This window comes from Alistipes montrealensis, from assembly GCF_018362775.1.
Lineage (GTDB): Bacteria > Bacteroidota > Bacteroidia > Bacteroidales > Rikenellaceae > Alistipes > Alistipes montrealensis.
Genome location: NZ_JAGYXY010000004.1, coordinates 154,858 through 176,540, shown reverse-complemented (window position 1 = coordinate 176,540; position 21,683 = coordinate 154,858). Strand labels below are relative to the sequence as shown.

The following is a 21,683-nucleotide window of genomic DNA, read 5'->3' as shown; positions in this document are numbered from 1 at the left end:
TCTCCGGATGAACGACAACGATTATAACTTATTCACGCTCGAAGATTTCCTTTCGGACGATTTTTTCATCGCATCCGTGAAAAATCCTGTTCGGGAAAGCATCTCTTTTTGGCAGGATTTCGTAGCTTCCGATCCTCCCAATATCAGTGAATATTTCGTTGCCAGAAGGTATGTCGAATCCTCCAACGAAATCCTGCCTTTCATCACCGATCAGGAAATTTCCCGGCTCTGGGATAATATTGCGGCAGAAACAGGACTGAACAAACCGAAGCGATTTCTCCGCCGGAAATACGTGCTCTATCCGACGGTAGCCGCCGCATCGGTACTGCTGCTGTTTGCGTTATGGACCGCAATCAATAATCCGCCGCACGGCGAAATCTACGAATATGCCTGCGCAAAAACCGATTCTGCCGGCAGCAAAGAAACCAAGCTGATCCTTTCCGATGCCAAAACAGTGGTTATCACCGACAAAGAGGCTGAAATACGCTACGACGATTCTAAAATCACGGTAAGCCGGTCGGAGATACCCAAGAAAGAATCGGCCAAATACAACCAGCTCATCATTCCGAAAGGCAAAATGTCGCGGCTCACCCTGTCCGACGGAACCAAGGTGTGGGTCAATGCGAATACGCGTGTCGTCTATCCGGCGGAGTTCATCGGCAAACAGCGTGAAATCTATGTCGACGGCGAGATTTTCCTCGATGTAGTACACGACGACCGCCCGTTTATCGTGCGGACCAAGGGACTGAATGTCGAAGTCATGGGAACCCGCTTCAACGTATGTGCGTACGACAGCCAAAAACTCGAACGCATCGTCCTGGTAGAAGGCTCCGTAAGGGTCGCAGACAATGCGGGGCGGAATAAAACCGTCCTCGAACCGGAACAGATGTACGAGGCCTCGGAAGGCGGGACGCGCATCGAGAAAGTCGATGTCCGCAAATATGCCTCATGGATCGAAGGGGCCTACTATTTCGACAAGGAGAAACTGGAGACCGTCGCCCGGCGTCTTTCGGATTACTACGATGTTTCGATCGTTTGCAGCGAACGGGCGGGCGGATTCATCTGTTCCGGCAAACTCGACCTGAAAGGTAACCTCGACGACGTATTGCAGGGATTGAGCCTGAGTATGCCGGTGACCTGCGAGCACGTAGGAGACAACATGTACATAATCGTACTCAAAGACAAATAAAACCAACCTTAAACCCGAAAAACCGAAGAGCCTATGAGATAAAAAACGAGCCTGTAAAAAAACGGCCGAGCGATACTGGTACTATCGCCCGGCCTGTGATCTAACCGTTAAAATGCTAAAAATTAACTATTAAATCCTTACAAAGGTATGAATAATAACAATAAATCATGCTGTAAGAAATCATTATTTCGTCGGGGATTGTGTGTGATACAGTTGGCGTTTCTGTTTTTGTCGCCCGGAATGTGGACGGCAAACGCCGCAGCAGCACTCCCGAAAGCCACTCACCTGTCGATCCAGGCAAAAAACAAGCCTATAAAGGAGATATTGGCCGAGATCGAGAAAAAGACCGAATATATTTTCTTTTATTCCAACGACATCGTCGATGTCGACCGCAAAGTCTCGGTCGACGTGAACAACGGAACCGTCGAAACGGTCCTCAACCAGATTTTCAGGGCGACCGACAATTCTTATGAAATCAAAGACCGCCAAATCTTTATCGTAAAGACGGAGAAGCAGGCCGCAGAAAAGAGCGAGCCGGCACGGCGGCAATCCGGGACCAAACGAATCACCGGCACGATTACCGATACCAAAGGGACCCCGCTGGCAGGCGTAAACGTGATCGTAAAAGGGACGACGATCGGAGTATCGTCCAACATCGACGGTACATACGTGATCGATGTTCCGATGAATTCGTCGCTCGTATACAGTTACATCGGATACCTGAACCAGGAGATAACGCCCGGAGCCGAGAGCATCTGCAATATCGTCCTCAACGAGGATAACCGGGTGATGGAAGAGGTCGTGGTGGTCGGGTTCGGGCAGCAGAAGAAAGAGAGCGTCATCGGCGCCATCCAGTCGTTCAAAACCTCGGACATGAAGATGCCGGCAGCTAACCTGACGAATAGTTTTGCCGGCCGTATCGCCGGTGTAATCTCGGTGCAGCAGTCCGGAGAACCGGGCGCAGACGGAGCTAATTTCTGGATTCGCGGCGTGAGCACCTTTGCCGAAGCCGCACAGAATCCGCTGATCCTGATCGACGGGGTGGAGTGTTCGTCATATGACCTGAATGCACTCGCCCCCGAAGTGATCGAGAATTTCTCGATCCTCAAGGACGCCACGGCGACAGCCCTCTACGGATCGCGCGGTGCAAACGGCGTGATGATCGTGACGACGAAAACGGGCCAGGGCGGCAAACCGAAGATAAACCTGCGCGTCGAAGGACGCATGTCGATGCCTACGCAAATCCCGGAGCTTGCCGACGGCGTGCAATATATGCGCATGTTCAACGAAGCCATCGAAGCGCGTACTCCCGGAGCAGAACCGAAATTTTCGGAAGAGGCGATCCAGGGAACCATCAACAAACTCAACCCGTATGTGTACCCCAACGTCAACTGGTATAAAGAACTCTTCAAACAGCAAACCTATACGCAGGCGGTCAACCTGAACGTCTCGGGAGGTATTGCCAAGCGCGTGACCTACTTTATGAGCGCTTCGATCACCAACGAATCGGGCCTGTTGAAACAAGCCCCGGAAAATCCCTTCAAGAACAATATCCACAACCTGCGTTATTCGTTCCAGTCGAACGTCAGCAGCCAGCTCACCAAAACCACCAAGATCGGCGTAAAACTGAATATCCAGGTGCAGGATTACACCGGGCCGCTCAACGACGTGAATTATCTCTTCGGCCGGGTGATGTGGGCCTCACCTTCGCAATTCCCCGTAAAATTCCCGCAGACCGAAGAGATGAACTACATTCCTTTCGGCAACAAATCGGGCGGCCCCCAGCAGAACATGTTCGCCAACCCCTACGCGTCACTGGCGCAGGGCGTCAACGCCATGTTCCGGACGACTTCGATGGGAACGGTCGATTTCGACCAGAAACTGGATTTCATCACCAAAGGGCTTTCCGTCACGGGACAATTTTCGCTGAAAGTATTCAACAGCACCTCGACCGGCAAATACATCACGCCATTCTATTTCGAGATAGACCCCAATACACTGATACAGAACGACGACGGCAGTTATAAATACGACCTGCGCTCGATCAACACCGACGGCAGCAACGCCGCCGTGGCAAGGAATTCGAACTCCAGCGACCGTCTCGCGAATGCCAATATCATGCTCAACTACCACCGCGAATTCGGCAAACACGACGTGAACGCCCAGTTCATCTACCTGCAACGGGGCTACTACCGCAACAATCCCGCAAGCAACAACTACAACGCGGCCCTGGGCGAAAAGAACCAGGGTATAGCGGGCCGCCTGACCTATAATTTCAACAGGCGTTATTACACCGAATTCAACTTCGCCTATAACGGCAGCGACAACTTCGTCAAGGGGAAAAAGTTCGGGTTCTTCCCGTCGATTGCCCTGGGTTATATCATCTCCAACGAGAAATTCTTCGAACCGCTTACCAAAGTCGTCAGCCTGCTGAAACTGCGCGGCTCCTACGGCCTGGTAGGTAATTCGCTCACCAGCGAACGCTTCCAAGGCTATACACACCTGACGATGGACGGCAAGAGCTATTCGTTCGGCCCGGCATTCAACAGTTCGATGAAGGGTGCGGTAATAACCCGCTACGGCAACCCCTACGCCACGTGGGAAACCTCGCTGAAAAAGAATATCGGACTGGAGCTCGGCTTGTTCGACAACCGGTTCCTGCTGATCGCCGATTTCTTCCGCGAAAACCGGGAACGCATCCTGCTGATCCGCCAGACAGTGCCGGCGACGGTCGGCATGGGCAGTGCTACGCCGTTTGCCAACATGGGCAAGACACGCAACGAGGGCGTAGACCTCTCGCTCGAATACAACCACGTCTTCAATCCCGATTTTCTCCTGACATTCAAAGGTACGTTCACCTATGCAAAAAACACCCTGCTGTTCCGGGACGAACCGGAATACGAATGGGATTACCAGTACGAGCGCGGCGGTCCGATGAACCGGATCGGACCGGCCTACGTTGCACTGGGGCTATTCAAGGACCAGGCCGATATCGACAACAGCCCCGACCAGTCGGCCGTGATGGCCAACGTCAAACCGGGCGACATCAAATATCAGGACCTGAACGGCGACAAAAAGATCGACCAATACGACAGGACCTATATCGGCGATCCGTATATTCCCCAGGTCGTATACGGCTTCGGTCTTTCGGCAAAGTATAAACGATGGGATTTCTCGGTCTATTTCCAGGGTATCGCAAAGGTGTCGATCTACATGAACGACATTCATCCGTTCGGCGTCTATCACAAGAACGTACTCGGATTCGTCGCCGAGGACTACTGGTCGGAAAACAATCCGAATCCCGACGCCGCTTATCCGCGCCTTTCGCATACCGACGGCCGCGACAATACGGAGGTGCTCTCCTCCTACTGGCTCCGCGACGGCGCCTTCCTGCGCCTGAAAAACCTCGAGATAGGCTACTCGTTCAAATGGATGAGAGTCTATGTTTCGGGCGCCAACCTGCTGACATTCTCCCCCTTTAAACACTGGGACCCGGAATTGGGCGGTTATGACAACAAACCGGAATCGTCCAGCGACAACCGGGGCAACGGACTCCGTTATCCGCTTCAGAGAATCGTGAACATCGGAGCGCAGTTTAACTTTTAACGATCGACAATTATGAAACCGCAATATCTACTAATATCGCTCTGCCTCGTGCTGGCCGGATGCAGTTACCTGGACCTGGAACCGGAAAAGAAAGGAACGCTCCAGGAGGTTTTCGAAGACAGGACCTCTGCGGAAAAATTCCTGTACGGATGCTACGGCTACCTGCCCGCTTCGAACGACTTCAACGGCGAACCGCAGATATGGGGCGCCGGGGACGAAGTGGCCCTCACCTCCCAATGGGGAACCGACTGGCACTGGGCCAAAGCTCCCCATACGGGACAGATATCGGCTGCGGAGCCGTTGTATAACTACTGGTCGCACCACAAAAGCAAAAAACAACCCTCGCGCTGCGCCGCTTATGACCTCTACGGAGGCATTCGGCAATGCTACACCTTTATCGACATGGTAGACGATGTTCCCAACGCCAGCGACGGCGAAAAGGCGCGATGGAAAGCCGAAGCAAGATTCCTGATCGCCTATCTCCACTATTCGCTCCTGCGGCTTTACGGTCCCATCTGTCTCGTTGGCGGCATTGTCCCCAACGACGCCCCGGAAGAGGTCTATTATCCGACCCGGAGGCCCTATGACGAATGCGTTAGCTGGATTGCAAAAAGATTCGACGAAGCGGCCGGCGAATTGAAGGCCACGCGGGCTTACTCGGCGCTGGACATGGGCCGCGCCAACTATGTCGCCGCCCTGGCAATCAAATCTCGGATGCTGCTTTATGCCGCCAGTCCGCTTTTCAACGGCAATTCGGAATACTACGCCGACTTCAAGAACAAGAACCGGGAGCAACTCATCAGCCAGACTTACGACAAAGAGAAGTGGAAGACGGCACTCGATGCGGCTGCCGAAGCGATCGCCGCCGCCGAAAAGGAGGGCTACAAATTATTCCGATTCAAATCGGACGGATCGCTCACGCCGGCCGAGGCCGCCTACCAGACAGCCCGGAATATGATCACGACGCTTCCCCGCGAAATTTCGGATAACCCGGACATGATCTGGGTCGACTCCCGGAGTCCGGTAAACAGCCAGCAGATGTATGCGATCCGCGGACTCACGAACAACTCCGTGAGCGTTCCCTACGGCGGGGTTTCGCCGTCGTTCCGCATGGTCGAAACCTTCCTGACGAAGAACGGACTTCCGATCGACAAAGACCCGGAATTCGACTATCCGCATCGGTACGACCCGGTCCAGGACGAATACGGGGAGTGGACCGCCAAGATGCACCTGGGGCGCGAAACCCGGTTCTATGCGGACATCGCCTACGACAGGGCCCACAATTACGAACTCCGGGGCAACTACACCCTCTACCTGCGCATGGGCGAAAAACATCCGACGACCAAGCTGACGATGGGTAACGATCCGAACCGCGACATGCAGACAATCAACGGCTATCTCGTAAAGAAAACCGTGCATCCGAATTCGTATTTCCCGAACAATTCGATCTCCGCAGGCCGTATCGACTACGCATGGCCGCACATCCGGATGACGGAACTCTACCTGAACTACGCCGAGGCGTATGTCGAATATTACGGGACACTCGGCGGACTGGCCCTGCAATACATGGACGATATCCGCGACCGGGTCGGAGTCCCGCGGATCGACGATGCCTGGAAAGGCATTGCCGGAAAAGATTACCGGGAAATTATCCGCCAAGAGCGGACGATCGAACTGATGTTCGAGGGACACCGTTACTTCGACGCCCGGCGGTGGAAAATCGCCCACCTGACGTTCGCCGAACCTTCGAAGCGCTGGAACTGCTTCCCCACAGGCTTCACGACGGCCAACGTGCAGCCGTACGACAGTTACCTTACGATCATGCCGTCGATCGAAACTTCCAAAATATTCGAACAAAAACACTATCTTTATCCGATCGATGCGGAAAATATTTCCAGCAACAAAAACCTGGTACAGAATCCGGGATGGTAAACAAGCAAATTAATAGACGGGAGGAATGTTTGCCGGGTATGCAATGTTCCGGGAACGCCTCCCGTCCTGATTGCTATAAAAACTAAAAACTGTATAAAATGAAGACCTTCGGAGCGATATCCCTGTTTTTGCTTTTATTTTTGTCGGCAAGCGCCGCACCGCCTGCCGCAGACACGATCCGCATCACACAACTCGGGCTCCGGCCCGATTCGCGGGTCAATGCGACGCCATTCGTCAACGAAGCCGTAAAAATGTGTAAGGCCAAACCGGGAAGCGTCCTCTTTTTCCCGAAAGGCCGCTACGATTTCTGGCCCCAGCATGCCATCGAACGGGATTACCACGAGTCGAACACCTCGGATATCAACCCCAAACGTCTGGCGGTGTTTTTCGAGGGAATCGACGGCATTACGCTCGACGGCGGCGGATCGGAATTTATCATGCACGACCGCATCCAGCCCGTTACGCTCGACAATTGCAGCAACGCGGTCCTGAAAAATTTCACGGTCGACTGGGATGTTCCGCTGATGGGACAGGGAGAAGTTACCGGAGTCGGGACGGATTATTTCGACCTCCGTATCGACCCCTGCAAATATCCCTACCTGATCGAGAACGGCAAACTCGTATTCGTCGGCGAAGGCTGGAAGAGCGCTGTGACACGGATGATGGAACTCGACGTATACACCGGGGTCATCCAGAACGGCGACCAGGCCCTGGGCGGCAAATGGTATCAATACAAAGCGGCCGAGCTGGTTCCGGGCGTTGTCCGGATTCAGCGCGACGGAGGATTCGGGCGCTATCCGAAAGCCGGCAATATCCTGGCACTCCGCCACGGCGAGCGCGACCACGCCGGAATATTCATCAACGAAAGCCGCAATGTCTCGCTGAACGACATCACGATACACCATACGGCCGGACTCGGAATCCTGTGCCAGTATGCGGAAAACCTGAGTTTCGACAATGTCGACGTGGTCCCGAACAAGGCGAAAGGACGCTACTTCAGCGGCCACGACGACGGCATCCACGCCATGGGCTGCAAAGGCTACATCCGGGTCAATAACTGCGAATGGCAGTACCTGATGGACGACCCCATCAACATCCACGGGACCTGCGTCCGCATCACGGAAATACTCTCCCCGACCCAGATCAAATGCAGGTTCATGGAGTCGATGAGCGTCGGCCTGAGGTGGGCCGTCCCGGGGGACAACGTCGGATTCATCGACAACAAAACCCTGTGCACGGAGGAAGAGAATGTTACGAAATCATTTACCAAACTCAATGACAGGGAGTTTATCCTCGAAACCGAGAAACCTTTCTCCACCGGAATCAAGGCGGGCATGGCGCTGGAAAATCGCACCTGGACGCCGGATGTGGAGATTCGCAACTGCCGTTTTTTAAGCAACCGCGCGCGCGGGCTGCTGGTTTCCACGCCCGGAAAAATCGTCGTCGAGAACAACTTTTTCGCGTCCAGCGGCTCGGCGATCCTCATCGCCGGGGATGCGAACTACTGGTATGAAAGCGGAGCCGTCAAAGACGTACTGATCCGCGGGAACCGCTTCGACGCTTCCTGTCTCTCGTCCATGTACCAGTTTACCGAGGCGATCATCTCCATCCTGCCCGAAATTCCGGAACCCGATCCTTCGCGTCCCTTCCACCGCAACATCCGCATCGAGGAAAACCATTTCTGTGCGGCCGATTACCCGGTCCTCTACGCGACCTCTGTCGACGGGCTCTCCTTCTGCGGCAACACGATCGAACGAAGCTATGAATTCCGTCCGTGGCATCCGCGCAAAGCCGGAATCACGATCGACGCATCCAAAAATGTGAAGATACTCGACAACAAATTCGTCGGCGAAGTCCTCGGCAAAACCATCAGCGTCGAGAACATGGACAAACGCGAGGTGAAAGTATCTCCGGGATCGCCCTACAAGGTCGTCTGGAACAAGGCCGCAACGCGTCCGGGCCTCAAAAAACGATAGTCGCTTAAAAGCGATTCCGCCAGCGTGATTTTGTCCGGCTCCGGGCAGAATCGCGCTTTTTATGCACCCCTTAAAACCGGCCTTTTACATTTTTTCGGCAAAAACAGATCGTAAATGCTCAAAAGCCATTGTTTTCAGGCACTATATTTTGGAGTTTCCCTTCATTTTTACGAAATTTACCCAATCGGGCCGCACTGACCGTTCAGCGACAGGAACCGCCCGACATCCGCTTAAACCTTAAAAAACAAAATAACCGATGAAGAAAACCCTCTTATGCTGGCTGGCCGTAGCGACTGCGCTGACGGCGGGCGCGCAAAACAACGAATGGCAGGATGCCGGTGTGAATGCCGTGAACCGGATGCCGATGCACGCCGCCTACTTTGCCTATGAATCGCCCGTGGCGGCACAGGCCGGTGACAAAACCCGCTCGGAACGGTTCGTTACGCTGAACGGAAACTGGAAATTCAACTGGGTGCGCAATGCCGACCAGCGTCCGACGGACTTTTTCCAGGTCGGATTCAACGACAAAGGCTGGAACGACATGCAGGTTCCGGGACTCTGGGAACTGAACGGTTACGGCGACCCGGTCTACCTCAACGTCGGATATGCCTGGAGGGGCTGGTTCAAGAACGATCCGCCGCACGTTCCCGTCGAGCAAAACCACGTGGGTTCCTACCGCCGTACGATCGACATCCCGGCTGCATGGGCGGGCAAGCAGATCGTCGCACATTTCGGCTCGGTGACCTCGAACATCTACCTCTGGGTCAACGGCCGTTATGTGGGTTACAGCGAGGACAGCAAACTGGAGGCTGAGTTCGACCTCACGCCCTACGTGAAACCCGGCAAGAACCTGATCGCATTCCAGGTTTTCCGCTGGTGCGACGGCTCCTACCTCGAAGACCAGGATTTCTTCCGTCTTTCGGGCGTAGGCCGCGACTGTTACCTCTATGCGCGCGACAAACGCCGGATCACCGACATCCAAGTCAACGCCGTACCGTCGGAAGACTACGCTTCGGGAACCGTGACGGTTAAAACCACCTTCCCCAAGCAGGCGCGGGGGTGCAGCGTCGAACTGACGCTTACCGATGCCGAGGGCCACAGCGTCGCCTCACAGCAGTTGCGCGTCGCCAAAGAGGAGGAGCGCTGCACGCTCGACGCCGGGAAAATCGCGCTGTGGAGCGCCGAGACACCCGTGCTCTACGACCTGACAGCCACCCTCCGCTCGGCCGCGGGCGAAGTGATCGAGGTTATTCCGCTCCGGATCGGATTCCGCGACGTGAAAATCGCCGGCGGACAGTTGCTGGTCAACGGCCAACCGGTGCTGATCAAGGGCGCGAACCGGCATGAAATGGATCCCGACTACGGCTATTACGTCTCCGAAGAACGCATGTTGCAGGACATCCGCATCATGAAGGAGAACAACATCAACGCCGTGCGCACCTGCCACTACCCCGACGATGCCCGTTGGTACTCGCTCTGCGATGAATACGGTATTTACGTGGTCGCCGAGGCCAATATCGAATCGCACGGCATGGGCTACGGCGAAAAGACGCTGGCCAAGAACCCGCTCTATGCCAAGGCACACCTGGAACGCAACGAACGCAACGTGATCCGCAGCATCAACCACCCGTCGGTGATCATCTGGTCGCTGGGCAACGAGGCGGGCGACGGTCCCAACTTCGACGCCTGCTACGACTGGATCAAGCAATACGACCCGACACGCCCGATCCACCACGAACGGGCCGTCTATTCGCCCGGCAGCCGCAACACCGACATCATCTGCCCGATGTACTGGAGCTACGAACAGTGTGAGAAATACCTCGCCGAGAATCCTTCGAAACCGCTGATCCAGTGCGAATACGCCCACGCCATGGGCAATTCGATGGGCGGATTCAAGGAGTATTGGGACCTGATCCGGCGCGAGCCCCGCTACCAGGGCGGATTTATCTGGGACTTCGTGGACCAGTCGCTGCACAAGAAGGGCCGCGGCGGCGTGACGGTTTACGGCTACGGAGGCGACTGGAACCCGTACGATCCCTCTGATTTCAACTTCTGCGACAACGGCCTGATCGGACCCGACCGGATTCCGAATCCCCACATGGAAGAGGTATGCTACTACTACCAGTCGATCTGGACCACATGGGCCGACGACAAGGAGAAAAACGCCGTCGAAGTCCTCAACGAGAACTTCTTCCGCGACCTCGCGAATTACGACCTCCACTGGGAGGTGCTGTGCAACGGAGTTCCCGTACAACGGGGCGTTGTCGCCGAAGTGAAAGCCGCACCGCAGCAGACTGCCCGGATCGTACTCCCCTACGACCCGGCGAGACTGCCCGCCGAAGGCGAACTGCTGCTCGACGTGGCTTATAAACTCAAAGCCGCCGAAGGCGTCCTGCCCGCAGGCCACATCGCAGCGCGCGCCCAGTTGCCGATCCGCGAATACGCCTTCGCGGCGCCTGCGGCGAAATCCGTTCCCGAAGGGGAAGCCCTCACTGCGGCGGACAACCACAACGATTTCCTGATCGTCTCGGGCAACGGCGTACGGCTCGACTTCAACCGTCACACGGGCTTCATCACCCGCTACGAGGTCCGCGGCATGGATTACCTTGCCGACGGTTCGACGCTGCGTCCCAACTTCTGGCGCGCACCGACCGACAACGATTTCGGCGCCGGGCTGCAAAACAAAATGGCGGTCTGGAAACAGCCGGAGATGAAACTCAAGACGCTGACCCACTCGGAGGCCGGCGGCGTGGTGACGGTGAAAGCCGGCTACGAAATGCCGCAGGTACAGGCTACGCTGGAGATCGAATATGCCGTCGACAACACGGGAGCCCTCACCATCGCCCAGTCGCTGCACGCTGCGACGGGCGTCGAGGTCCCCGACATGTTCCGCTTCGGCATGCGCCTCGAAATGCCCGCCGGATTCGACCGCCTGCAATACTACGGCCGCGGCCCGGGCGAGAACTACGCCGACCGCAAATCGTCGGCTTTCGTGGGACTCTACCGCCAGAGCGTCGACGATCAGTTCTACCCCTACATCCGCCCGCAGGAGACCGGCACGAAGAGCGACCTGAGGTGGTGGCATCTCTCGGACATCGGCGGACGCGGGCTCACAGTGACCTCCGACGCTCCGTTCTCGGCCTCGGCGCTCCATTATTCGCAGGAGTCGCTCGACGAAGGAGCCGTAAAACGCCAGGGGCATTCGCCCGAAGTCGAAAAACAGGAGTGTGTTTCGGTATGCCTCGACAAGGTACAGTACGGACTGGCGTGCATCAACTCGTGGGGCGCACTGCCGCTGCCCGAGTACCGGATTCCCTATGCCGACTACACCTTCCGCGTGAAGATCGCACCTGCGACCCGCTTATAGGCCGTCGTACACGACCAAGGCCGGAGCCCCGAGGGGTTCCGGCCTTTTTATTGGCTCCGGGACTTGCCCGGGAGACAAAAAATGCGCATCTTTGTCGTCCGTTAAACAATCCGAACAATGCTCTATACCGAAGATACCCGCATCGAAGCGCTGGCCGTACACGTCGTCGGCAACAAATCGAAGGACGAACCGCTGATGGCCTCGCCCGAACTCTCCGCACAGGTCGCCGACGAGGGGCTGATGCGTACGCTCACAGCCTATTTCCTGGACGGGTTCAAGTCCGAAGAGTGCTACAACCTCTACCACGAGACCGACCTCACGTGCAACGAGGTCTGGAATTTCGTCTGCAAGATATTCGACGATCCCGGGGCGCTCCACGAGCACTCGGTGAGCCTCGCCAAGCACCTCTACGAAAGCGGCATGCACCCGCAGATCAAGGGCGGCGAATTTTACGTAGTCTACTTCGCCGATTGCAGTTTCGGCGGCGAACGCACCGACGCCGTGGGACTGTTCAAGTCCGAGACGCGCGACACGTTCCTCGATGTCGAGCACGAGCCCGGAGGCGTACACATCGCAGCCCGCGAGGGCATCGACATCAAGCGGCTGGACAAGGGGTGCGTCGTCTTCAACATCGAGCGCGAAGCGGGTTTTGCGGTCTGCATCGTCGACAACACCAACCGCACCGAAGCCCGCTACTGGATCGACGATTTCCTGCGCGTACGCCAGCGGCAGGACAACTACCACAATACGCACAACACGCTGGCCATGTGCAAGAAATACGTCACGAAACACCTGTCGAAGGAGTTCGACGTTTCGAAAGCCGACCAGGCCGAGATGCTCAACGAAACGATGAAGTACTTCCAGGAGCAGGACAGTTTTTCGATGGACGACTTCTCGGAAAAGGTGATCCGCCAGCCGGAGGTCGTGGAGAGTTTCACACGTTTCAAGCAGGAGTACGAACAGGACCGCGACATCCGCATCGAGGATGAATTCGGCATTTCGGATTCGGCGGTCAAGAAGCAGGCGCGGTCTTACAAAAGCGTCATCAAGCTCGACCGCAATTTCCACATCTACGTCCACGGCAACCGCAACCTGCTGGAACAGGGCGAGGACGAAAAGGGCAAGTTCTATAAAGTCTACTACGAAGAGGAGGAGTAGGCGCGTCAGCAGATTCCTGCGAGCAGGAGCAGGAAGAGCGCGAAAAACAACGCCCAGTGGCACAGCCGGAGGTAATAACGTCCTCCGGCTTTTTCACAGAGGAGCGACACCAGCCAGAAGACGCTCCAGCCGCCGAACACGAGCAACAGCAAGAGTTCGAGCGCCGAATTGCGGGGCAGGACGCCCGTTCCCAGCAGGAGCAGGAATACCGCAGCCAGGAACAGGTCCACCGAGATCATCTGAACCCCGCAGCGGCCCATCAGCCACGCCTCATACGCTCCCGGACGGGCAGTCGCCGCATCGGGCCGCGCCACCGAATAGAAGCGATTGCCCGAAAACACATGTACGAAGAATGCGGCGACGAGCAGTGCTCCGGCCGCAAGGAACCAGCAATTCACAATTAACCCATTTTGCGGTAAATACACTCTGGCAGGTGTTTCAGCACCCAGGCAAGCAGCCGCCAGCGCCGTGTGACAACCGCCACCGGACGGCGGCGGCGGATGGCCCGCACGATCTGGTCGGCGGCCTTACCGACGGGCATCACCCAAAACAATCCTTCGCCCTTGGCCATGGCCGTTGCCACGAATCCGGGGCGGATATCGGTCACACAGACCGTCCGACTGGATTTTGCCGCCCGCTGCCGCAGGCCTTCGGCATAGTTGATCTGGTAGGCTTTCGAGGCGTTGTAAGCCGGAGCCGCACCGCCGCCGCGCAGGCCCCCGACCGACGTGATGACGACCAGGTGGCCGCAGCCCTGCCGCTCGAACAGGCCATAAGCCCAGTCGACCGCCGCCGTCCAGCCCACGACGTTGGTCCGCAAAGCCGGTTCTTCCAGCGCATAGTCCAGTCCGGAATTCAGGTCGCCCGTCCCGGCGGACACCACACACAGGTCCAGGCCGCCCAGGCAGGAGACAAGGCGTTCCAGCGCCGCACAGGATGCGGCAGGGTCGGCAATATCGGCCGCGGCATAACAGAAGCCGCCCGGATTCGAGGCAGCCAGTTCCGCCAGCAAGGCTTCGCGCCTCCCGGTCACACCGACGCGGTATCCTTGTGCCGCAAGACGTTCGGCCACCGCACGGCCTATACCGGAGGTAGCCCCTATGACAATCGCTCGTTTCATAGCGCCAAAGTTAACGGCTTCGGACGAAAAAAGGCTTGACGCGGATCAAGAAATCAGAGAATCCGGCGGCGGATACGGCTCAGGGTCTCGGGACGCACTCCCAGGTAGGAGGCCAGTTCACGCAGGGGAACGAGTTGCAGCAGGTCCGGACAGCGTTCCAGCAAGGCCTTGTAACGCTGCTGCGGGGAAGCGGCACAGCGGTCCAGCAGACGCTCGTAGACCTCGGCCAGCATATGCTGGGCAAACGTGCGTCCCAACCGTTCGCGGGCGGCATCGGTGCGGTAAAAGGCTTCGAGCCGTTCGCCCGGAACCAGCAGGGTTTCCGCATCGCACATCGCTTCGATCATGACCTGCGAGGGCGTCCCGTTGCACATCGAAATATAGTCGCCGACGAACTCCCCGGCAAAGGCATACCCTACGACATGTCCTTCCCCGGCGGCAGCGGCATGTACATAACGGAATGCGCCACGCACGACCAGCCCGCAGCGATGGATGCGGAAGCCCTGTGCGGAAAGCCGTTCGCCGCGGGCCAAATGCCGCACAGCACCTTCCCGGCGAATGAAATCCGCCAGTTCGGAAAATTCCGACTCCGGGATATAACGGTTGAAATTCATCCCTGCAAAGATAGCGCAAGGAGCGCGCAACGCCAAACCCGCCTGCACATTGTCGGGCCGCCGCTGTTGCAAAAGCCCTCGAAGGTATTATATTTGCAGGAGCATCCGAAACAGAAAATGCCATGCATTCCGTCGAAATCCACCTGCTGACAGCAGCTATCGCCGTGATCTCCTCGGCACTCGTATTCTACACCGTCGGGGTGTGGGGCGAACGGCTCCAGCACGGCCTGCGGCTGTGGCATGTAGTCTTTTTCCTGCTGGGCATCGCGGCCGACATCACCGGAACGACGCTCATGGAGCACATCGCACGCCTGACGCACGCCCACGACCGCATCCACACCGTCACGGGGGCTATCGCCGTCGTACTGATGCTCATCCACGCCATCTGGGCCGTTGCAACCTATTTCCGGGGATCGGAACGGGCGCGCCGCCGCTTCAGCCGCTTCAGCATCGCCGTCTGGTGCATCTGGCTGATTCCCTACTGCATCGGCGTATATATCGGCATGACCATGCATTAAACCCAAAAAACGAATGATATGACTGCAATCCTCCGAATCCTCTTTCCCGCAGCGCCCTCCGGCGCCGGGGCTTCGTGGCTGCTGCTGGCGGCCCGCATCGTCTTCGGCGTACTGCTGATGACCCACGGTATCGCCAAATGGCAGAACTTCGACACACTCTGCACGACGTTTCCCGACCCGCTGGGCATCGGAAGCCAAACGTCGCTGCTGCTGGCGATCTTCGCCGAAGTGATCTGTTCACTGGGATTCATCACCGGAACGCTCTATCGGCTGGCGCTGATCCCGATGATCTTCACCATGTGCATCGCCTTCTTCTCGGTCCACAAGGGCGACCCGTTTGCCGTACGGGAACTGGCCATGCTCTACCTCGCAGCATTCGTGCTGCTCTGGATCGCGGGACCGGGACGCTACGCCGTCGACAACCTGATCGCACGTCGCCTCTGAGGCGGAAAATCCCGACAGCATGGCAATTCAACGCGAATTTACGCTCCGCCCGCGAAGCCGGGGCTTTCATCTTGTGACAGACGAAATCGTGCGCAACCTGCCGCCGCTGCCCGAGGCGGGCCTGTTGCACCTCTTCATCCGCCACACTTCGGCCGGACTTTCGATCAATGAAAATGCCGATCCCGACGTGCAGCACGACCTCACGGCGATTTTCGACCGGCTGGTCCGCGAGCGCGAAGGTTACTACACGCACACCGTCGAAGGCGACGACGACATGCCGGCACACGCCAAATCGACCCTTACGGGCGTCGACCTCACCATCCCGATCATCGGGGGCCGTCCCGGACTGGGAACCTGGCAGGGCATCTACCTCTGCGAGTTCCGCAACAGAGCTTCGGGCCGCCGGATCGTAGCGACCGTCATCGGATAGCCGCCCGGCCGACCGACAAAAAAAGCCTGCACCGAAAGATGCAGGCTTTATGATTCGTTGCGGTCCGCTTACCAGTAGCGCGGAACCAGATCGTGGTCGTAATTCTTATACCAGCTGCGTTTCTGCGTGCCGTTGCTTTCGATCCACGCCTTGAGGTCGGGATAAGCCGAGAAGATGCTCACGCGGTCGTAAACATGGGGCGTGCCGACGGGAAGGCGCAGTACCCAGACATCGTTGTTCTTGCTGCAATAGGGCACGCTCGACATCAGGCCCTTGCTGTCGGACTCGTAATTCTTGTAACGATAGCTCGGGGCAAAACCTTTCTGGTGAATCTCCGCCGAACCGTATGCCGACTTGAGCACCATGAAGAAGTCGTGCTTCTGAGGATAGGATGTCACGTCACGGAAGGCCTCCGCCTGCCTGCGGCTCTCTTCGCCGGTAAGTTTCGAACGGTCGGGCACACCCGAGATTTTAACATAGGCGCGAATCATCGGCTTGCCCGCCTCGATTTCTCCCCGGGTCGTCTGGTAGTGTTTGCCCTGGACGAGGTTGTCCAGTCCGTCGAACAGGATCAGCACCTTGTCGGGCCGGGTCTTGTCCACCTCGATGGTGAAACTGTTGTCGGTGATCGGGGTCATGACGCCCTGTCCCTCTTTCTTATAAACGATGGTCTCCACATCCTTGATAAGCGACGTGTCGAAATCCAGTTGCAGGCCGGCCTTTTTGGTGTGGCTGCTGCCTACGCCGCGAATGTCGAGCGTAACGATAAGTCCCTCCTTATATCCGTGTGCGGGGAGCAGGGCCGGCGTGGTGCACTCGACCGTTTTGAGGTCGTACTCCACCACCAGGTCGTTGAAGTCGGCGTCCGATGCGGCGAAGTCGGGCCACATGTCCTCGACCATGATAACGCCCGAATTGTAGTAGTATTGGTAGTTATCGACCTTCTGGTAGACCGAATGGACAGCGTCGACCGGGAATTTGTAGTCTACATCGTCCTCGCCGTTCACCGAATTCACGGCAAGTGCAACGACACCGTCGGAACCCGATGCGGCAGGATATTTCACATACAATTTTTCAGCGCCTGCGGGAACAGCCATCGTAAACGTACGGGCCTCGCCCGACGCCAGGTATGCATGCTCCACGAGCAGCGAATTTTCCTTGCAGTCCTCCTCCGAATAGACCGAGACACTGGTCTCCACGGGCGACTCGAGCGTCAGGTTTACATTCGCCTCGGTCGACCAGCCGAAACCAGCGGGCACTACGGGAGTCACAACAGGCTCTTCGGGAGTCACAACAGGCTCTTCGGGCTTGTTGCCCGGGCCTTCCGGAACGACGTTATCGTCACTGGTGCATGCCCAGAACAGGGCTGCGGTAATCAAAGCACAGAACAGGAAAAGTTTTTTCATCATGCGTAATGTTAAGCATCCATTATTAAGTCCTACCGCGGACAGGCTTATCTTTCAACTTCTTTCCCCCGCGCCTATCTATCGGTTTTCGCCCAAAAGCAACACTTTTTAGCTCGCACAAATATAAGCAATTATTCTGCTACGCCCCAAAAAAAGGAGCATATTTTCAATTTATTCTTCAAATTTTCTGCAAAATAGGCCCCCGGAAGCCTCCAAAGGTCATTCGGACAAAAACCACGAAGACGGGCTGAAATGGATATATTTTTAGCGGATTTCTAAATTCCGCTGGCCCGGATTTTGCCGTTTTGGATAAAAAACGAATACCATGACCGCAAAAACCGCCTCATCCGACCGGCTCACCGCCGAAGAACGCCACGAACTGCCTGCCTCGGCGTTCGGAATCCCCGAGACCCGCGAATTTCCGCTCGTCGACGCAGCGCACGTCCGTGCGGCGGAAGCCTATTTCCGCTACGCGCCCGACGACAAAAAAGCCGCCCTCGCCCGCCGCATTCTCGCCCGGGCCGATGAATTCGGCGTCGAAGTCCGCAGCCGCACAGTCCGTGGCTGGGCCGGGGAGCGGGTGTAACCGAAAAAATCGCTATCTTTGTCCGGAGGGCCTGCAAAAGGGCCCGACCGGACACGTATGGAAGCGATCACCCAATTTCTTATCGACTGGGGCTACTGGGGCCTCTTCCTCTCGGCGCTCATCGCCGGGAGCGTCCTGCCGTTCAGTTCCGAAGCGGTGATGGTGGTACTCGTAGGCATGGGCCTCGACCCTGTGTGGTGTATCGTCGCGGCCGCGCTGGGCAACACGCTGGGCGGCATGACCTGCTATTGGATCGGAACGCTGGGCAAAACCGAATGGATCACCAAGCTCGGCGTTTCGACGCGCCAGTTGGCCCGGGCCCGGAAGTTCCTCGCCGGACGCGGAGCGCTGATGGCCTTCTTCGCCTTCCTGCCCACCATCGGCGAAGCCATCGCCATCATGCTGGGCCTGATGCGCAGCAACGTGTGGCTGACGAGCGGCGCGATGCTCGCAGGCAAGACCGTGCGTTACATTGTCGTATTGGCGACCTTCCAGGGCGCCCTATCCCTTTTCTGATATGGAAATCCGCAAAACGGAAACACCCTCGCGGGAACTGCTGCTGCTGGCCGACGAAGTGGAAGCCTCGGTGGCTGATTACATCGGCCGCGGAACATGCTATGCCGCCTATGACAACGGGCGGATCGTCGGACAATATGTATTGATCCATACACGGCCTTTCACGGCCGAGGTCGTGAACATTGCCGTCGCGCCCGACCGCCAACGGCAGGGCATCGCCACGGCGATGCTCCGCCACGCCGCCGAAACGGCCCGAAGTGCGGGATTCCGCCTTCTCGAAATCGGCACAGGCGATTCGGGTTTCGGGCAAATCGCCCTCTACGAACGCTGCGGATTCGTCCGCTGCGGCATCGACGAAGACTATTTCCGCAAACACAGCCCCGCCCCCATCTTCGAGAACGGCGTAGAATGCCGCCACATGGTCCGATTACGCATGGAGTTCATGTAGCCATGTCCGTTTCATGGAATCCCTGGCACGGATGCCGCAAGATCAGTGAAGGCTGCCGCAACTGTTATGTTTACCGGCAGGACGGACAACACGACAAGGACAGCCGCGAAGTGCGGCAGACGGCGGCGTTCAACCTCCCGATCCGCCGCAGCCGCGACGGACGTTTCAAAGTCCCCGCGGGAGAGACCGTCTATACCTGTTTTACGTCGGATTTCCTCCTGGAAGAGGCCGACGCGTGGCGTGTCGACGCATGGGAGATGATGCGCATGCGCAGCGACCTGCGGTTCATCTTCTTCACCAAACGCATCGACCGGCTGGCGGCCGTGCTGCCGCCCGACTGGGGCGACGGTTATGAAAACGTCGTCATCGGCTGCACGGTCGAGAACCAGGCGATGGCCGACTACCGGCTGCCGCTGTTCCTGAAAACCCCGGTCCGCCACCGGATCGTCATCTGCGCCCCGCTGCTGGGGCCGCTCGACATCGCCCGTTACCTTTCACCTGCCATCGAAGAGGTCGCGGCCGGGGGCGAATCGGGCAACGAAGCCCGGCCGTGCGACTACGCATGGGTGCTCGGGCTGCGCGAACAGAGCGTCGCCGCAGGCATTTCCTTCTGGTTCCACCAGACCGGGGCACGGCTGGTCAAGGACGGACGCCTCTACCGCATCCGCCGCTGCTACCAGCACGCGCAGGCCCGCAAAGCGGGCATCGACTACAATCCGAAACGCTGAAGCGTCAGCGCACCGGATCGTAAGCGATCGTCGACTCCTCGTCGGTGCGTTCGATCTTCATGATCACGGGCCGCAATCCGTCGTTACACGAACAGATCGCCACGCCCTCCTTGTCGATCCAGTCCCCGTAATAGAACCTGCCCGCGCCGTGCGACAGCGCGAACACATACTGGTAGACCGCCTTCCAGGCCTCGTCGCAGAACCCTTCCGGCTTGGCGTAATCGGCATAGAAGACTTGTCCTTCGCGCATCATCGGGCAGCGGTCGAATCCGGGAGCGGCGTACTCTTTGGCGAGCTCTTCGTTGAGCATGGTTTTGAGGATCGTGATTTTACAGCGTTTCATACCAACAGGATTTTAGGGCAAAGATAACAGAAAACCGGACCCTGCAAAATCCCGGAGCCCCGAAAATACGAAAGCCCGGCCTCCTCGCGGAAGCCGGACCCTCTGAAAATAACTATGACAAAAACTTTTATTTAGGCGTTAGCGTTCGCCAGGGGCGAAGCCTGTGTATAGGTGCGGGCGGCCAGCTCCTTGTCGAGCATGTAGAGCCCGAACTTGTTGCCCTCGACAGCCTCGCAGGCGGTGATCATGTCGCGTGCCGACTCCTCCTCCTCGACCTGCTCGTCGACGAACCAGACGAGCATGTTCGACGAAGCGTAGTCCTTGTCCCCGGCGGCAATGGCGGCCAGGTTATTGATCATGGCCGTAACCTCCTTCTCGTGCTTCAGCGTATCCTGGAACATTTCCAGCGGCGAAGCCCACTTGTTACGCACCTCCTCGATGGGAAGCAGCTTCACTTCGGCATCGCGCGAAAGGATATAGTTCATGAAGATGCGCGCGTGGTCCTGCTCCTCCTGGAACTGAACGTAAAACCAATTGGCAACGCCTTTCAGCCCTTTGGCTTCGGCGTCCATCGACATCGAAAGATAGAGATAAGCCGACCAGAGCTCGGCATTGATCTGCGCGTTCATCGCTTCGTGTAATTTCGTGCTTAACATAACGGTATTGTTTTAAGTTTGCGGTTTGTGATCGTTTGTGATACAAATATACAATAGTTTTTCGTGATTTGTATCAAAATAGCTATCATATTATTTTATACATAAATAACGCCTGATTATATCTGCCTACAAGACGACGCACGGCCCGATGGGTCGTGCGTCGTTGCTGGAAGTCAATCGGATGCGGATCAGTCGTCGATCTCGATCAAGCGGAATTTCAGGTCGAATTTCAGGTCGAGGCCATTGTCGAGTTTTACCTCGTAGTCGCGCGTGTCACGGTCGATCGAGACGATCTTGCGGCCGGCGAAGTTCTTGGCAACGTAGTTGCGGATCTCCTGCGGAACGATCGCCGCAGGAACTTCGCCGTACTTGCAGTCGACCTCCGTCCACTGTCCGTCCTTGGCGAACTCGACCTTTGCACCGTTGACGAAGACCACCTTGTAATCCTTGCTGAACAACTCCTCGTCAACCTTGGCGTAGGAGACATCAACGCCCGTGAAGTGCGTCTTGACAAACTGCTGCGACACGGCAGGAAGTTCGTTGACAGTAATCATCCGGTCTTTACCGGCAAAAGCGGGAACCGAAGAGGCCATGATAGCCAGGGAAGCGAGAAGAATCGTGAGCTTTTTCATAATCGTAATCTTTT

The 21,683-nt window shown here is 57.1% G+C and carries 20 protein-coding genes; 13 read left to right on the top strand and 7 right to left on the bottom strand.

Annotated features, from left to right (window positions below):
* Positions 1-7: 7 nt before the first annotated feature.
* The 6 genes from KG007_RS09760 (at position 8) to KG007_RS09735 (ending at position 13,228) form a co-directional block, all read left to right on the top strand.
* Positions 8-1,189, top strand: coding sequence for a FecR family protein (locus KG007_RS09760; RefSeq protein ID WP_213348526.1), 1,182 nt, complete (start codon positions 8-10; stop codon positions 1,187-1,189).
* Between the two features lie 240 nt (positions 1,190-1,429).
* Positions 1,430-4,795, top strand: a complete 3,366-nt coding sequence (locus tag KG007_RS09755) for a TonB-dependent receptor (RefSeq protein WP_213348524.1) — start codon at positions 1,430-1,432, stop codon at positions 4,793-4,795.
* A gap of 12 nt (positions 4,796-4,807) precedes the next feature.
* On the top strand, positions 4,808-6,727 hold the full coding sequence (locus KG007_RS09750) for a RagB/SusD family nutrient uptake outer membrane protein (RefSeq protein WP_213348522.1): 1,920 nt from the start codon (positions 4,808-4,810) through the stop codon (positions 6,725-6,727).
* A 98-nt stretch (positions 6,728-6,825) separates the two neighbouring features.
* Positions 6,826-8,703 carry an alpha-1,3-galactosidase-related protein gene (locus KG007_RS09745; protein ID WP_213348520.1) on the top strand — a complete coding sequence of 626 codons (1,878 nt, stop codon included), beginning with the start codon at positions 6,826-6,828 and terminating at the stop codon, positions 8,701-8,703.
* 256 nt (positions 8,704-8,959) lie between these two features.
* Complete coding sequence (locus KG007_RS09740; RefSeq protein WP_213348519.1) at positions 8,960-12,070, top strand: glycoside hydrolase family 2 TIM barrel-domain containing protein; 3,111 nt, start codon at positions 8,960-8,962, stop codon at positions 12,068-12,070.
* A gap of 117 nt (positions 12,071-12,187) precedes the next feature.
* A complete protein-coding gene (locus KG007_RS09735; RefSeq protein ID WP_213348517.1) occupies positions 12,188-13,228 on the top strand; it encodes a nucleoid-associated protein in 1,041 nt (346 codons plus the stop codon).
* Between the two features lie 5 nt (positions 13,229-13,233).
* Here the strand turns inward: KG007_RS09735 and KG007_RS09730 are convergent, their stop codons facing one another.
* The 3 genes from KG007_RS09730 to KG007_RS09720 are packed head-to-tail and all read right to left on the bottom strand — an operon-like array spanning position 13,234 to position 14,962.
* Positions 13,234-13,626 carry a hypothetical protein gene (locus KG007_RS09730; RefSeq protein ID WP_195461088.1) on the bottom strand — a complete coding sequence of 131 codons (393 nt, stop codon included), beginning with the start codon at positions 13,624-13,626 and terminating at the stop codon, positions 13,234-13,236.
* Positions 13,627-13,628: 2 nt separating this feature from the next.
* Positions 13,629-14,348 (bottom strand): SDR family NAD(P)-dependent oxidoreductase, encoded by a 720-nt coding sequence (locus KG007_RS09725; protein ID WP_213348515.1) that lies wholly within the window; start codon positions 14,346-14,348, stop codon positions 13,629-13,631.
* A gap of 53 nt (positions 14,349-14,401) precedes the next feature.
* Complete coding sequence (locus KG007_RS09720; protein ID WP_213348513.1) at positions 14,402-14,962, bottom strand: Crp/Fnr family transcriptional regulator; 561 nt, start codon at positions 14,960-14,962, stop codon at positions 14,402-14,404.
* Between the two features lie 122 nt (positions 14,963-15,084).
* On the opposite strand from KG007_RS09720, the gene KG007_RS09715 reads away from it, so the two are divergent.
* From KG007_RS09715 to KG007_RS09705, 3 genes are read left to right on the top strand one after another with little or no spacing between them, the layout of a single operon-like run.
* Complete coding sequence (locus KG007_RS09715) at positions 15,085-15,480, top strand: HsmA family protein (protein WP_213348511.1); 396 nt, start codon at positions 15,085-15,087, stop codon at positions 15,478-15,480.
* A gap of 18 nt (positions 15,481-15,498) precedes the next feature.
* Positions 15,499-15,924, top strand: coding sequence for a DoxX family protein (locus KG007_RS09710; RefSeq protein WP_213348509.1), 426 nt, complete (start codon positions 15,499-15,501; stop codon positions 15,922-15,924).
* 19 nt (positions 15,925-15,943) lie between these two features.
* A complete protein-coding gene (locus KG007_RS09705) occupies positions 15,944-16,354 on the top strand; it encodes a secondary thiamine-phosphate synthase enzyme YjbQ (protein WP_195461083.1) in 411 nt (136 codons plus the stop codon).
* Between the two features lie 68 nt (positions 16,355-16,422).
* On the opposite strand, the gene KG007_RS09700 is transcribed toward KG007_RS09705, so the two are convergent.
* On the bottom strand, positions 16,423-17,760 hold the full coding sequence (locus tag KG007_RS09700) for an LruC domain-containing protein (protein ID WP_213348507.1): 1,338 nt from the start codon (positions 17,758-17,760) through the stop codon (positions 16,423-16,425).
* 325 nt (positions 17,761-18,085) lie between these two features.
* On the opposite strand from KG007_RS09700, the gene KG007_RS09695 reads away from it, so the two are divergent.
* From KG007_RS09695 to KG007_RS09680, 4 genes are read left to right on the top strand one after another with little or no spacing between them, the layout of a single operon-like run.
* Complete coding sequence (locus KG007_RS09695) at positions 18,086-18,346, top strand: DUF6582 domain-containing protein (RefSeq protein WP_195461081.1); 261 nt, start codon at positions 18,086-18,088, stop codon at positions 18,344-18,346.
* Between the two features lie 57 nt (positions 18,347-18,403).
* The gene (locus KG007_RS09690; RefSeq protein ID WP_195461080.1) at positions 18,404-18,862 is read left to right on the top strand and encodes a YqaA family protein; all 459 of its coding nucleotides are present in this window, start codon (positions 18,404-18,406) and stop codon (positions 18,860-18,862) included.
* Between the two features lies 1 nt (position 18,863).
* Positions 18,864-19,310, top strand: coding sequence for a GNAT family N-acetyltransferase (locus tag KG007_RS09685; RefSeq protein WP_195461079.1), 447 nt, complete (start codon positions 18,864-18,866; stop codon positions 19,308-19,310).
* A 2-nt stretch (positions 19,311-19,312) separates the two neighbouring features.
* Entirely contained in the window at positions 19,313-20,038 is a 726-nt protein-coding gene (locus tag KG007_RS09680; protein ID WP_213348505.1) for a DUF5131 family protein, read from the top strand.
* A gap of 4 nt (positions 20,039-20,042) precedes the next feature.
* Here KG007_RS09680 and KG007_RS09675 read toward each other — a convergent pair whose 3' ends face one another.
* The 3 genes from KG007_RS09675 to KG007_RS09665 form a co-directional block, all read right to left on the bottom strand.
* Positions 20,043-20,381, bottom strand: coding sequence for a TIGR04076 family protein (locus KG007_RS09675; RefSeq protein ID WP_213348503.1), 339 nt, complete (start codon positions 20,379-20,381; stop codon positions 20,043-20,045).
* A 131-nt stretch (positions 20,382-20,512) separates the two neighbouring features.
* Complete coding sequence (locus KG007_RS09670) at positions 20,513-21,037, bottom strand: ferritin (RefSeq protein ID WP_213348501.1); 525 nt, start codon at positions 21,035-21,037, stop codon at positions 20,513-20,515.
* Positions 21,038-21,225: 188 nt separating this feature from the next.
* Positions 21,226-21,669 carry a PepSY-like domain-containing protein gene (locus KG007_RS09665; protein WP_195461076.1) on the bottom strand — a complete coding sequence of 148 codons (444 nt, stop codon included), beginning with the start codon at positions 21,667-21,669 and terminating at the stop codon, positions 21,226-21,228.
* Positions 21,670-21,683: the final 14 nt, after the last annotated feature.